The organism is Acidithiobacillus sulfurivorans (assembly GCF_018853815.1).
GTDB classification, from domain to species: domain Bacteria; phylum Pseudomonadota; class Gammaproteobacteria; order Acidithiobacillales; family Acidithiobacillaceae; genus Acidithiobacillus; species Acidithiobacillus sulfurivorans.
In genome coordinates, this window is the sequence record NZ_JAAOMP010000135.1 from 16,745 (window position 1) to 30,552 (window position 13,808).

Annotated in this window: 11 protein-coding genes; 3 read left to right on the forward strand and 8 right to left on the reverse strand. The window is 52.7% G+C overall.

The genetic code is table 11. The annotated features are described in order from the left end of the window. Nucleotides 1-4: 4 nt before the first annotated feature. Genes HAP95_RS12645 through moaD form a run of 8 tightly spaced genes read right to left on the reverse strand, consistent with a single transcriptional unit; the run spans nt 5 to nt 6,529 of the window. On the reverse strand, nt 5-949 hold the full coding sequence (locus tag HAP95_RS12645; RefSeq protein WP_215884539.1) for an AAA family ATPase: 945 nt from the start codon (nt 947-949) through the stop codon (nt 5-7). Further along, nucleotides 946-2,403, reverse strand: a complete 1,458-nt coding sequence (gene gcvPB / locus HAP95_RS12650; RefSeq protein ID WP_215884540.1) for an aminomethyl-transferring glycine dehydrogenase subunit GcvPB — start codon at nt 2,401-2,403, stop codon at nt 946-948. Before gcvPB ends, HAP95_RS12645 begins: the two co-directional genes overlap by 4 nt. After that, nucleotides 2,400-3,743, reverse strand: coding sequence for an aminomethyl-transferring glycine dehydrogenase subunit GcvPA (gene gcvPA / locus HAP95_RS12655; RefSeq protein WP_215884541.1), 1,344 nt, complete (start codon nt 3,741-3,743; stop codon nt 2,400-2,402). The genes gcvPB and gcvPA overlap by 4 nt, the downstream gene beginning before the upstream one ends. A 6-nt stretch (nt 3,744-3,749) precedes the next feature. Next, nucleotides 3,750-4,133, reverse strand: a complete 384-nt coding sequence (gcvH, locus tag HAP95_RS12660; RefSeq protein ID WP_215884542.1) for a glycine cleavage system protein GcvH — start codon at nt 4,131-4,133, stop codon at nt 3,750-3,752. Between the two features lie 4 nt (nt 4,134-4,137). Then, nucleotides 4,138-5,247, reverse strand: a complete 1,110-nt coding sequence (gene gcvT, locus HAP95_RS12665; protein WP_215884543.1) for a glycine cleavage system aminomethyltransferase GcvT — start codon at nt 5,245-5,247, stop codon at nt 4,138-4,140. Nucleotides 5,248-5,265: 18 nt separating this feature from the next. Continuing rightward, the gene (locus HAP95_RS12670) at nt 5,266-5,751 is read right to left on the reverse strand and encodes a YajQ family cyclic di-GMP-binding protein (RefSeq protein ID WP_215884544.1); all 486 of its coding nucleotides are present in this window, start codon (nt 5,749-5,751) and stop codon (nt 5,266-5,268) included. Nucleotides 5,752-5,788: 37 nt separating this feature from the next. After that, complete coding sequence (locus HAP95_RS12675; RefSeq protein WP_215884545.1) at nt 5,789-6,283, reverse strand: molybdenum cofactor biosynthesis protein MoaE; 495 nt, start codon at nt 6,281-6,283, stop codon at nt 5,789-5,791. A gap of 3 nt (nt 6,284-6,286) precedes the next feature. Then, nucleotides 6,287-6,529, reverse strand: a complete 243-nt coding sequence (moaD, locus tag HAP95_RS12680) for a molybdopterin converting factor subunit 1 (protein ID WP_215884546.1) — start codon at nt 6,527-6,529, stop codon at nt 6,287-6,289. On the opposite strand from moaD, the gene sohB reads away from it, so the two are divergent. The 3 genes from sohB (at nt 6,521) to HAP95_RS12695 (ending at nt 13,569) form a co-directional block, all read left to right on the forward strand. Further along, a complete protein-coding gene (gene sohB / locus HAP95_RS12685) occupies nt 6,521-7,639 on the forward strand; it encodes a protease SohB (RefSeq protein WP_226832763.1) in 1,119 nt (372 codons plus the stop codon). The genes moaD and sohB overlap by 9 nt on opposite strands. 111 nt (nt 7,640-7,750) lie before the next feature. Next, on the forward strand, nt 7,751-9,856 hold the full coding sequence (locus HAP95_RS12690; RefSeq protein WP_215884547.1) for a putative bifunctional diguanylate cyclase/phosphodiesterase: 2,106 nt from the start codon (nt 7,751-7,753) through the stop codon (nt 9,854-9,856). Next, complete coding sequence (locus HAP95_RS12695; RefSeq protein ID WP_215884548.1) at nt 9,853-13,569, forward strand: bifunctional diguanylate cyclase/phosphodiesterase; 3,717 nt, start codon at nt 9,853-9,855, stop codon at nt 13,567-13,569. The genes HAP95_RS12690 and HAP95_RS12695 overlap by 4 nt, the downstream gene beginning before the upstream one ends. The last annotated feature ends 239 nt before the right edge of the window (nt 13,570-13,808 follow it).

The window sequence follows — 13,808 nt, forward strand, 5'->3', positions numbered from 1 at the left end:
CCGCTTAAAAACGAATATCCAGACCCCAGGCTTCCTGTCCCAGTAACACGGCCAGATCATCACCGGCCAAATTCGCCGTGGAAATCAGACGATGTCCCAACACAGCCAGGGCGACGGAACGCAAATCGTCGGGCGTCACAAAATCCCGCCCTGCCATAAAAGCCCAAGCCTGGGCAGAGGCTTTAAGCGCCAGCAAAGCACGGGGTGAAAGCCCCATCCGCAGGCGTTCGTCATTTCGTGAGCACCGGGCCATATGCAAAAGCATGTCTTCAATTTCCGTGCTGAGAAATACGGTAGTTACCGCATGTCGCCAGGCTTGCAACACCCTGCGATCCGCAACAATCGGCAAATCTTCAGGGCGTTGGTTTTTCCCCTGAAGCAACAGGCGTTCTGCCTCTCGACCGGGATACCCCAGAGAAAACCGCAGGGTAAAACGGTCCAGCTGGCTTTCTGGTAAAGGAAAAACCCCGGCGTGTTCCTGGGGATTCTGGGTGGCCATGACAAAAAATGGATCAGGCAAGGCCATGCTTTGACCATCCGCAGAAACCTGCCCTTCAGCCATAGCCTCCAGCAAAGCTGATTGACTGCGCGGAGAGGCCCGATTGATTTCATCCATGAGCAGCACCCCATGGAAAACAGGGCCGGGATGAAAAACAAAAGCTTGTTGGCGCGGATCAAAAATACTGCTGCCGAGAATGTCTCCCGGCAACATATCAGCCGTCATCTGGACGCGCGCAAAATCCAGACCCAAAAGGCGCGCCAGTCCCAACGCCAGAGTGGTTTTACCCACCCCTGGCACATCCTCAACGAGGATATGCCCGCCCGCCAAAAAACCCGCAAAGGCAAGACGTATGGCCCTTTCCTTACCCAACAGAACCTTCGCCAAAGCGGCCAGCAATTGCTCTGGCTGGACTGCTGTCGGCAACACTTCACGGGGATGGATCGTCATTCCGGTGCTGCCGACACATCCAGCTTGCGGGCGGCCAGCGCCTCATCCAGTCGACCAACTGGCAAATGATGGGGGGCCTCCCGCAGCAACTCCGGCTGCTCCAGCGCTTCCTGACGAATCTGCGCCATGACCGCGACAAAGCGATCCAGCGTTGCCTTGCTTTCGGTTTCGGTCGGCTCTATGAGCAAACATTCGGGCACCAATTGTGGAAAATAAATGGTCGGAGCATGTATACCAAAGTCCAGCAGCCGTTTTGCCACATCCAGCGCGCGAACACCTGTGGCTTTGTGCAAGTCACTCACTGACAGGATGAATTCATGACTGGCACGACGCTCCGGGAAAGCCGCCTGATAACCCAGGCGCTGCAGTTCTTTAAGCAGGTAATTGGCATTGAGGGCAGCATAGGCTGATACCCGCCCCACACCGCTGCGGCCCAGTCGCCGAAGATAAGCATGGGCACGCAGCAATACACCGATATTTCCACCATGTGCACTTAATTGACCGATACTTTGTGGGAGGTCTTCAATGCTCATCCAGCGCAAGGCTCCATGCGGCTCTTGCAAAACCGTGGGGAGTGGCAAAAAGGGCCTGAGGCGTTCCTGCACAGCCACAGCACCGGCCCCTGGTCCACCCCCACCATGGGGGGTGGCGAAGGTTTTGTGCAAATTCAGATGCATCACATCAAAACCCATCTGACCGGGCTGAACACGGCCGAGAATGGCATTGAGATTGGCACCATCATAGTAAAGCAGGCCTCCGGCCGCATGCACATGGCGGGCAATTTCGGCAATACGCCTTTCAAAAACCCCCAAAGTCGAGGGATTGGTGAGCATGATTCCTGCCACATCCGGACCCAGGTGAGCATCCAAAGCGGCCATATCCAGATCACCATCGGGCAGGTTAGGGATTTCGATGACCTCAAATCCAGCCATTTGCGCACTGGCTGGATTGGTACCATGAGCCGCCGTAGGAATCAGCATCTTGTTGCGCCCGGTATCGCCCCGCGCCAGATGATAAGCGCGAATCATGGCCACGCCAGCCAGCTCGCCCTGGGCCCCCGCCGCCGGAGTCAGGCTTACCGCCGCCATGCCCGTTGCCGCCGCCAGCCATTCCTGCAACTCCCAGAGAACCTGCAGCAAACCCTGCATGGCGGGGGCCGGGGTATCGGGATGCAGACGGGCAAAACCGGGTAATGAAGCCAGGGCATGAGCAATACGCGGATTATATTTCATGGTACAGGAACCCAGTGGGTAAAACTGGGTATCAATGGAAAAATTTTTCTGCGACAAGCGGGTGTAATGCCGCAAAACATCCAGTTCGGAAGCATTGGGCAAATTCAGCGGCGTCTTGCGGAGTAAATCTTCGGGAATATCAGTGGGTAATTTTTGTCCTGGTAAATGGTGATCATGGGCAAAAATGCTGTCATTCACGGTTTCTGTCACAGCTGGATTCATTGGGCCTCCAGAACGCTTTTCAGCGCGTCCCGATAAGTCAACAGATCGGCTTCTTCCAGTAATTCCGTCGTACACACCAGCAAATCACCAGGCTCACCCATTTCCCATTCACGCAAAGGAATACCCGCGAGCAGCCCATGACCCAACAGTGCGTCGCGAACCGCCGTTGCGGACATCGGCAAACGCAATACCCATTCATGGAAAAAAGCACCCGCATAGGGGAAACTCACCCCCGGCAGTGCAGCCAATAGTTCTCGAAGTTGCCGGGAGCGGGTGTGGCAACAACTGGCGGTTTCCTGAAGACCATGGCTTCCAAGCGTCGCCATATGAATGGTGGCAGCAGTGACCATCAAGCCCTGATTGGTGCAGATATTACTGGTAGCCTTACCCCGCCGGATATGCTGTTCACGCGCCTGCAGCGTCAGACAATATCCTGTACGACCCTGGGCATCGACGGTTTTGGCGACCAGACGACCCGGTAATTGCCGGACATGGGTTTTGCGGCAGGCAAGAAAACCAAAGTAGGGACCCCCTCCGGTCAGCGGAATCCCCATGGGTTGGCCCTCACCCACAGCCATATCAGCGCCCTTCCCGCCCCAGTCGCCGGGAGCCTTCAACATGGCCAAGGCCAGCGGATTGACCACCGCAATGGTTAACAATCCTTGGGCATGTGCCCAGTCTGTCAGCTTGTCCACCGATTCCAGCAAGCCAAAGGCGTTAATCTGGGGAACAATCAAGGCTGCCGCATCGCTTGCATCGCCAGGAATCTGCAAGGTGCCGCTGTTAGGATCATAAGGCACTGCTTGCAGACGGATATTCTGCATGCCTAGCACCGTATCCAGCACGCTGCGCCAGCTGGGCAGAAGATTCTCCGGCACCAGGATGCTTTTTTCGCTTCCTTGAATACGCAGAGCCATCAGACAGGCTTCTGCCAAACCGGAGGCGCCGTCATATAAGGAGGCATTACTGACCTCCAGACCTGTCAGGCGGGTGATAAAACTTTGGTACTCATAAAGTACCTGCAAGGTGCCCTGACTGGCTTCCGGCTGATAAGGGGTATAAGCAGAGTAAAATTCGCCCCGAGCGGCAATTTCCCAGACAATGGCGGGAATATGATGCGCATAGGCACCTCCGCCGGCAAAGCACACTAATGGCGCGTTAGCCAGAGCCCGGCCTTCGAGCTCCCGACGCAAAGCCATCTCGGACAAGCCTTCTGGCAGCACCATATCATGGACCTGCAGACTGGACGGAATTTCATCAAAAAGCGCATCCAGACTATTCACACCAACGGCAGCCAACATCGCCGCTGTTTCCTCCGCATCATGGGGAATATAGGGCATTTCCGCTTACGCCTCCGCAATGTTTGCGTATGCAGCTGCATCCATCAGCCCTGCGTAGGCAGAAGACTCGGCTGCAACCACCATCATCCAGCCCTGCCCGTAGGGATCTTCATTCAGCAGTTGCGGACTGTCATTCAGTGCCTCATTACGCTCCAGAACCTTGCCATCAATGGGCGCATACAAATCCGCAGCCGCCTTGACCGACTCCAGGACACCACAAACCGTTCCGGCCTGCAGATTTTTTTCGATTTCGGGAACTTCGGCATAAACCAGATCACCCAGCAAGGCCTGGGCATGATCGGTAATGCCTACCCGATAACGTCCATCGCCCAGGTCTTCAACCCACTCGTGGGTGCTGCTATAACGCAATGACTCCGGAATTTTGCTCATGCCCTCAACACTCCTCAGCAAAGGTAAAAGTTGCGGCGCCCTGACGCCAGAACGGCGGCTTGACCACCATGGCCGGTTTGCGGGCACCGCGAATGACTAATTGCAAAATGCTTCCTGCCGCTACCGGGGTATTGACCCTGGCCAGAGCAATTCCACACTGCAGACTCGGAGAAAAAATACCGCTGGTGACCACAGCGCAAGGCGTCCCCGCCGCATCTTCCAGCACATAGCCGTGCCGGGGAATACCAGCAGACAGGGCAATTCCTACCAGTCGTGGACCATCGCCACGGGTTAGCTCTGCTTCGAGTGCGCTTCGGCCCATAAAAGCGCGATCGGAATCGCGCAAATCCACGGTCCAGCCAAGATTGCTGGCATAGGGAGAAACCGAGGTGTCCATGTCCTGACCGTACAAGTCCAAGCCGGCTTCCAGGCGCAAGCTATCCCGCGCAGCCAGTCCTGCTGGAGCAATCCCTGCTGTCAACAAACGCTCAGCCAGTTCCGGCAACAGGGTATTCGCCGCAATGATTTCTACGCCATCTTCGCCGGTATAACCCGTCCGGCCAATAAAAAATCCATCCTGTTCCAGCGCAGTAAAAGACTTCAGTGACTCCAGGGCAGGTATTTGCAGCAAATCAGCCACCCGCGCCCGCGCCTTCGGTCCTTGAACAGCAACAATACCCAGATCAGGACGTTTGCTTAGCGTCACTTGCCAGGCATGCTGGTCGATGAGCTTTTGAAAATGGGCAGTATCAGCCTCTGCACCCGAAGCATTCAGGACTATCCGATAAGTATCACCTCCCCGATAATACACAATCAGATCATCAATAATGCCGCCATCCACCTGCAACAAGGTGCTGTACAGGGCTTTACCCGGATGGGCATCCAGCTTGGCCACGTCATTAGCCAAGGCATGACGGAGCAGGCTGCGGGCATCCTTGCCCTCGATATCCAAAGGGCGCATGTGGGAAACATCAAAAAACCCCGCCAGTTCACGCACTGCCTTATGTTCGGCGAGCTGCGAGGCATATTGCAGGGGCATTTGCCATCCGGCAAAATCCACCATGCGCGCCCCATGCGCCAGATGCCAGTCATACAGCGCCGTCTGTTTTGTCATTGCCTGAAACCTTTTCGATTAATCGCGGAAATTATTGAATTGCAGGGGTAAGCCAAAATCTTCAGAACGCAGGGTAGCAATGGCAGCCTGCAGTTCGTCGCGGCTTTTACCCGACACCCGCAACTGGTCGCCCTGAATGCTGCCCTGAGCCTTGAACTTACCATCCTTGAGATGTTTGATCATGCGCTTGGACACTTCCGTTTCCAGCCCAACTTTCAAGGTAAGCACCTGACGTTCCATGCCTCCCGCAGCAGCAGCCGTTTTCCCGACATCGAGGGCCTTCAGATCAACCCCGCGCTTTACCAGTCGGGCTGAAAATAAATCAATCATCTGTCCCAGTTTGTATTCATCTTCGGCCAGCAAAATGATTTCTTTATCTTTTCGGTCAATAGAAGCCTTACTGCCCTTGAAATCATAGCGGGTAGAAATTTCTTTTTGCGTAGTATGCAGGGCGTTATCTACCTCCTGCATATCCACTTCAGAAACCACATCAAAACTTGGCATAACCTATTTCCTTAACTTTTCTGCCGTTGGGCAGATTTTAACTGGAGTGAAGCCGTTGATCCGGGTGGGCTGAAGGTACTGAATGACGGTGCCCCTCCCGACTCCCGGCCCGACAACCCGGACAATCTGTTACCCAGCGGGATCCTTGCGGTGTGATTTCCTTTTTCCAGAAAGGCGCAGAGCTCTTGAGAACATCTATTAAAAAACGACAAGCATCGAAAGCCGCAGCCCGATGCCGGGACCAGACCGCCACCAGAACAATATTATCCTGAGGCTGCAACAAACCGTAACGATGAATAATAAGGCTGTCGATAATATCGTAAGCTTTTGCGGCCTGCATACTGACGCGTTCCAGCTCCTTTTCCGTCATACCCGGATAATGCTCGATTTCCATGGATAAAATGTCGCTGGCGTCGCTGTAATCCCGCACCGTACCCACAAAAGTCACCAAAGCCCCGGCTCCGCTTACCGTAGCCATTTCGGCACATGCGGCTGACGCATCAAAATCTTCTTTCTGAACTTTAACTATCATCCATCAACCTCCGGTTACCGGAGGAAAAAAAGCCACCTCATCTTCATCTTTAACCAACGCCGTCAATGGAACATGCTGCTGATTAAGAGCAGCCAGCAAATGGGCGTCATGCAATTCCGTCCCGGCCTGCCCCTCGACCATGGTCAGCACCTCTTCTACTGTAAAACCACCAGGCGGACAGGCCAGCTGCATTTTGGCCGACCCGACACGTTCACGCACACTGGCAAAAAACTTCACATGAATCATTTACGGAATCCATTTTCAGGAAGATTGCAGATAATAACGCCCCCAAGCCCTGAGCTTCAACCAGAAGCCACAGCAAACCTGCGTGAAGCACTTTGGACCGGGATACATCTGGTATATAGTCGCTTCATGGAAAACTTCTTTAATCACTACCTCACTTTTCTCGCCGAAACAGCCACCATAGTGGTCGCCATCCTGATTGTTGCGGGAGGCATTGCTGCCATAGCCCTCAGCAAACGCAAACCCGCAACAGCAGGTCAGGTCCAGGTTACGGATTTACGTCAGCAAATTGAACAAGCTGCCGACCGTATCGAAGCGCTGCGCTTCGACAAAAAACTCCGCAAAGCGCATCAAAAAAACCTCAAGAAAGTGCATAAAGCCCGAAAAGACGAAAAATGTACTTATCTGCTGGACTTCAAGGGTGACATTCGGGCTTCGGCGGTGAGTGCTTTGCGCGAGGAAATTACCGCGATCATTCAGGTTGCCCAGCCTGATGATTCGGTGCTCATTCGCCTCGAAAGCGGCGGCGGCATGGTCAATACGTATGGTTTGGCAGCCGCCCAGCTTTTGCGCCTGCGTGCCGCCAAAATTCATAGCACAGTATTGGTAGATGCTGTTGCTGCCAGCGGTGGATACATGATGGCCGTGACCGCTGACCGGATTGTGGCCAGCCCGTTTGCGCTGCTCGGTTCTATTGGTGTTGTCGCACAAATTCCCAATTTTCATCGCTGGTTACAAGAACGCAATATCGATTTTGAGCAGTTTACCGCTGGTAAGTACAAGCGGACCGTCACGCTTTTCGGCGAAAATACCGATAGTGGTCGTGCCAAACTGCGTGAAGAACTGGAAGAGACCCATGCCCAGTTCCGCGACTTCGTGGAGCAGTTTCGCCCCCAGCTTGATCTGGAGAAAGTAGCCACCGGCGAGGCCTGGCTGGGTAACAAGGCCCTGCAACTGGGGCTGGTTGATCAGCTGGCTACCAGTGACGAGATTGTTGTTGAGGCTGCCAAAAAAGGTAAGTTACTACAACTGAGTTATCAGCGGTCCAAAAGCCTGCCGCAAAAACTCGGGCTAGCTGCTCAGCAAAGTTGGGATAAGATTTTCTTTCATTAATATTCTTATATATTAGAATTTATTAAAATATAAATATATCAGAGCATCTTGTCATCTTCCTTTGTTGTCCTATATAACATCATAACTTATTAACTTCTAACGGACACCCTAGTGCCCAACCCGACAAAAAATGCTGCGGCCATTGAGCGTGACCGCAGCGCCCTTTTTTCTGCCATGCTCCAAGCCTTAAGTGCGGTTCCCGCCGACGCCGGTGCATACGGATTTCTGAATGCGCTTTGTCAGAGCATTCTCGACAACAACAGCACCCTGAAATGGGCATGGTACGCCTTCCAGGTGTCTGGCAGGCCACTAAGGCCCTACCATGAATTGGGTATCCAGTATCATCCTGACATTTCCGAGAACCCTCAGGATCCCTGCTATCAGGTTCTGAGCAGTAATACAGCAATGACTTATTCCCTGGACAATCCTGATTGCCCGGAATGGCTGCTGCCTCTGCGCAAGCAGATCTCTGAAATCATCCTGGTCCCCTTCGGTATTGAGGGACAAAAAGCGCTGGGTGTTGTCGGCAGCAGTGAGTCGGGTTACTTTGAACAAGTCGGCACCGAGTTTTTTTCTGCCTTTGCCTATATGGGCGACATGATCATGAGCCTGCAACAACATGCACGCCGTGATCCTCTGACGGGTCTGTATAATCGCCTGGAGCTGGATGATCGCCTGGAGCAGGCGTTACGTATGGCTGATCAGCATCAGCGACTGCTGGCAGTAGCGATGCTTGACCTCGACAATTTCAAGGAAATCAACGAAAATCTGGGGCGACTGGCAGGCGATCAGATTCTGGTTGAATTCAGCCAACGTATTCAAAAAGAATTGCGAAGTCATGACACGCTCTTCCGGATGGGTGGTGACGAATTTGTCTTGTTGATTGAAAACCTGGAACGCTGGGCTGATCTCGAAGTGGTTATGGAACGCATGCGGATGACCCTGGATCGTGCCTTTACGGTCAATCAGTCAGAACTGCGGATTCAAGCCAGCATTGGCGTAACCGTCTATCCCCTGGACGACGACAAGCCTCGGGATATTATTCATCATGCTGATCTGGCCCTGCATCAGGCCAAACGACGTAAAACTGCGCAGTTCTATACGCTCTATGATCCCTCGTCCATTTATGACCCGAATACGCCGCAGCTCATAGCCCGTCAACAACATTTTCGGGCACTGCTGGCCGAGCATGTGGTTACGCTCTATCAGCCCATTATCCATACTCCGAGTGGTCGCACCCATGAACTGGAAGCCCTCGCTCGCCTGGAGGAAAACGGCAACCTGCTGGAAACCGGCGAGTTTTTGCCCTGGTTGGCTGCAGAAGATCGCCGCAAACTCAGTTGTACGGTTTTGGAACAAGCCGCCCGGCAATGGCGGATGTGGCAGGATGCCGGCCAAAGCGTTTCCATCGCGGTAAATTTCGAGCCTCAGGATCTGCTGCTTGAAGAGGTCATTCAGTCTATTGAAAATACCCTGCTGCGCTTTCAGATGCCTGCCGGACAGTTGGTTATAGAAGTACTGGAAGGTGACGAATTTCTGGATTACGCCTCAGCCAAAGCACAACTGGGCCGTCTCAAAGAGTTGGGAGTACGCATCGCTCTCGACGATCTGGGCACTGCTTACGCCAGCCTGCTGCGCCTCAAGGATTACCCGTTTGACGCCGTCAAACTGGACCAGGCTTTCAGCCGTCACCTCGAAAAACGCCCAAGAGATCTGCATTTTTTGGCGAGCATGTTGGAAATGGCCAATGGACTGGGAGTCGAACTCATTGTTGAAGGCATTGAAAACGCCGAAGTGCTTGCTGCCGTAACCGCTCTGGGAATTCGTCAGGTACAGGGTTATGCCATCAGTCGACCCGTCTCTGCTGGCGAAATCAGTCAACGCTTCCTGGGACAGCAAATTTCAATGCAGCCTTCCAGCCTCAGTTTATTGGTCAGCTTTGCCCGTTTTCTGATACTCGCCAAGGGCTTACGGGCTGTACTGCAAAGTATGCCGCAAAGCATTAATGTTCAGTTGACCTGTGATAATTTGTCCTGCCCTCTTTATCCGCTCATAGACAGCATACCTTCCCTACGTGACCAACGTGCGCAATTACAGCAGGTCATTGCAGATATAGTCGGCAATCATTTATCCAGCGAATACAGCATGGAAATTTATGATCATTTAACGGCAGGCATCCTCAACGAGATGGCAGCATACATCACGGCCAAGCCTTGAAATCATTTACTGAAATTCAGTTACCCACGCTCCCCCGGCTTTTGTCCCTGCGGCAGATTTTTTTACTGAATGTCGGGCTTTTTGCCGGGCACTTGCTGCTGACTATTTTTGCGGCGCTGATTTTCAGCCATTCCCTCGCGGGCCGCTTCTGGCCCATCTGGCCAGCGGCAGGAATTACCGCCTACGGGCTCCTGGTTTGGGGACCACGAGTCATACCGGGACTACTATTAGCAGCTTTCCTGGGCGGGCACTTTTTTATCGACCTCCGCTGGGGAATCAATATCTGGTTTACCTGCTGCGAGATCATGGGTGCCTGGCTGGGCAGCCTGCTTTTACGGCGATTCTGTCCAGGTTGGGCAGGATTACAAACAGTCCGCCACAGCATCGCCTATTTGTTGCTTTTTGCAGGAATCCCCGCCCTATTTACTGCCAGCCTGACAGGGGCTGGTGGCTGGTTATTCACGAAAGCCACCGGAAATATTCCTCACCTGATTTTGTTTTGGACGATGGCCAAAGCAGCGGCCATCATCAATATAAGTACTTTATTTCTTCTTTTCTTCCATGGGAAGCCTGCGCAAAAAACGTTTCTGGACAAGCGTTTTCTCTTGTTGGGAACGGGTACTCTAGGCGCTATTGTCCTGCTTTTTTTTCAGACCTATCCATCCGGAAATCTGGCCGTAGGGGCTGTGTTTTTGCTCATATTGCCTTTTCTCTGGATGCTGGCCAATTATCCTGCACGACTTGTCTATCCTTTGGCCGCCGCCGGGTTTCTGCTCGCTCTGGTAGGAACCAGCATGGGTTATGGACCATACGAGCACAGCCATAATTTGTATCCCGAAACCATGGCGCAAATGGTCGGTATTCTGCTGGAATCCATCGGCTTGATAGCTGCTGCCATGATGTATGAGCGTAATCATGCCGCCACCGCACTGGAAACCGCCAATCGTGAGCTGGAACAACGCGTATTCGCCCGTTCACAGGATTTACAAATACGCAATCGTGAGCTGCAGATAAGGGATGCTTTTTTGCAATCAGTCACTGAAGTCAACCGACTGTTTGCCGCCATCGACCCACTCGAATTATCGCTTATTCTCGACCGCTTTTGTGAGATTCTGGTTACCAGAATGCATTTGGCGGCAGCCTGGATCGGCGAGGTTGATGAACACACCGGTCTGATAAACATACCTGCCAAAGCCGGTGAATTGGCCACCCCACTCACTAAATTACAAATATTCTGCTGGGCGACAGCAGAACATACCCAGTCGCCTTCCGGTCGGGCCATCACCGAAAATCGCACACTCCTGTTTGGTGCCCGTGATCCACTATTTGAGCCCTGGCAGGATCTCATCAAAACACACCGCATGGGCGGCAGCATTTATACGCCTTTTGTCTGGCCGGATGGTCGGCGTGGCGTCATTGCCTTGTATCGTTTTGATGATAGCGTCTTTCCCAGCGCCATTATTGAGTTGCTTGAACGTCTCAGTGACGACCTCAGCGCCTTTTTGCGACAAAGAAAGGTCGCGCAGCAACTGGATGATGCGCGAATTTTACAAAAAACCATGCTCATCAGTGGTGATATTGCCCTGCAGGCACGAGAAGCGCCGCAGATGCTGCAGCAAATATGTGAAGAACTCATTCATAGTGAACTGTTCAATTCAGCATTTATTATTCGTCCTGACGAAAATGGGGTTTTCCAGGCACTTGCTCTGGCTGGTCATCATGTCGAGTGGATATTGCAGCGGCGTTGGACCATCCATCCTGACGAAATTCCCGACGGCCAATCCTTGACATCGCGGGCTTGGCGCAACCGTGAAAAGCTCATTGTTCAGGATTATCTGGGTGCTCTTGGCCCCGAAACTGACTGGTACGCTGAAGCCAGTCAGAATCAGTGGCGAGCCGCCGCAACTTTTCCCGTCTATCATCGCCAGGAATGCTGGGCCATGCTCAATGTCATTGGACCCCGTACCGATCTGTTCAATCAGGAAATAACGGAAGTATTACAGCAAATTGTCCTGCTGGTGGGCCATGCTCTGGATGAAATTCATCTGAAAAGTGAATTATTGGAAGAACGCCAGCGACAAAGTCATCTAGCTCGTCATGATGCGCTGACCGGGCTGGCCAATCGCCGGGGGTTCACCGAATTTCTGCATCCCGCCATGGCCAGGGCACGTCGCAATAACCGTCTGCTGGCGGTAGCCATGCTGGATCTGGACGACTTCAAACCGGTCAATGATCAATATGGCCATGCAACGGGCGACTTATTGCTGCAAGAGGTGGCAGATCGACTGCGTCAAGCACTGCGCCAAAGTGACTATCTGGCCCGACTCGGAGGAGATGAATTTGTTCTGGTTTGGGACAATCTGCAAAATCGCGAACAGATCCCGCCTATCCTGACAAAAATTGAAAAAACACTGGCTGCGCCTTACTTTCTGGGTGGATTGCCGGGCATTCATGTCGGCATCAGCGCTGGAATCACTTTTTATCCGCACGCTGAAAATGACCAAAGTGATGCCGACCTCCTGCTTCGCCAGGCAGATCATGCGCTCTATCAGGCCAAACAGCATAAAACCCGACGTAACCAGTTCTGGTCCATATTTGCCGAAGCGCAACACAATGAACATATACGCATTCAAACGCTACTGCACGAAGGACAGATGGTTCTTCAGTATCAGCCCGTACTCGATTTGCGTCAGGAACGCATTGTGGGTGTCGAAGCGCTGGCCCGTCTCAACAACAAAGCGGAAGCCATCTCTCCAGGGGATTTTCTGCCCTATCTTGAACCAGAAGACCAATGGCGACTGACCGAGCTGGTACTCAATCAAATTGCCGGAGACTGGAAAGACTGGAAAGAGGCCGGCATTGATCTTTGGATCTCATTGAATATTCTGCCGGGATCCCTGTTCAGTTCCACCACCTTGGAACGTTTGCAGAATCTTCTCAATGGCTGCGCAATCCCTCCCCAAAGCCTGATTCTGGAAATTCTGGAAAGCGAAGAACTCCGATCGCTGGAATCCAGTGCGGAGTCGATCCGCAGCTTGCAAAAACAGGGTTACCGCATTGGTCTGGATGATGTAGGAGCGGGTTATGCCTCTTTGCTTTACCTCAAGGAATTACCTGTCGATGAAATCAAAATTGATCAGGCCTTTGTGCGTAATCTGGGAGAAAACCCCAATGATTTGCACTTCCTGCGAGCCATACTGGATATAGGTATATCGCAAAATGTGGAAATTATCGTCGAAGGAGTAGAAAATCAGAGCATATTGAACGTATTGCGATTAATGCAGGCAACCATGCTGCAAGGTTATGCCGTAGCCCGTCCCATGTGGGCCAGTGAGCTGCCCGCATGGTTGAGCAGCAGCACTCAGGCAATGAACGCAAATCACGAGATAAAATTCGATCTTCTCCAGTTATATGCTGAAGTCATTGACTACCAGAAAACCATTACCAACCTGTTAACCAGTAATCCAGACTGGTTTTTGCAGCTTTCTCCATGGTCAAGTTGCCACTGCCCGATTCAACAGAGACTGAAGCAACTCAACGCCATGGACCTCAGCGATCTGGAAAAAGCCCATCGTGATTATCATGCAATCCTCGAAGCTCTGGTACCAACCCTTGAAAGCGGTTCCGTTGTGGATATTTACCCCCTGCAGCGTCAGGGCGAAGCGGTTCTGCAGCAAATCACTCTGGCTATGCGTTTACAACCCCAAGACTGAACAAACTGTGCCGCACATTGTCACGGGAGCCATAAGAACCCATTTGCCATTTTTCTGCTAAAATGATTGGATGACTTATTTACGAAAGCCAAATTACCGAGCTTTCCCAAAAAGAGATCCATAAAATATGTCACTGGATACCACTCTGATTGGGGTTCCCGATGCCGCCCTGGACCCGCCTCACGGGGTGGAGGTCTGTCCGGATTGTGGACTGATTCAGCGTTTGCCGCCTCTACAAG

Bases quoted from the DNA above. Each gene is read 5' to 3' on its own strand.
- HAP95_RS12645 (WP_215884539.1), bottom strand. From the start codon at position 949: ATGACGATCCATCCCCGTGAAGTGTTGCCGACAGCAGTCCAGCCAGAG.
- gcvPB (WP_215884540.1), bottom strand. From the start codon at position 2,403: ATGAATCCAGCTGTGACAGAAACCGTGAATGACAGCATTTTTGCCCAT.
- gcvPA (WP_215884541.1), bottom strand. From the start codon at position 3,743: ATGCCCTATATTCCCCATGATGCGGAGGAAACAGCGGCGATGTTGGCT.
- gcvH (WP_215884542.1), bottom strand. From the start codon at position 4,133: ATGAGCAAAATTCCGGAGTCATTGCGTTATAGCAGCACCCACGAGTGG.
- gcvT (WP_215884543.1), bottom strand. From the start codon at position 5,247: ATGACAAAACAGACGGCGCTGTATGACTGGCATCTGGCGCATGGGGCG.
- HAP95_RS12670 (WP_215884544.1), bottom strand. From the start codon at position 5,751: ATGCCAAGTTTTGATGTGGTTTCTGAAGTGGATATGCAGGAGGTAGAT.
- HAP95_RS12675 (WP_215884545.1), bottom strand. From the start codon at position 6,283: ATGATAGTTAAAGTTCAGAAAGAAGATTTTGATGCGTCAGCCGCATGT.
- sohB (WP_226832763.1), top strand. From the start codon at position 6,521: ATGAATCATTTACGGAATCCATTTTCAGGAAGATTGCAGATAATAACG.
- moaD (WP_215884546.1), bottom strand. From the start codon at position 6,529: ATGATTCATGTGAAGTTTTTTGCCAGTGTGCGTGAACGTGTCGGGTCG.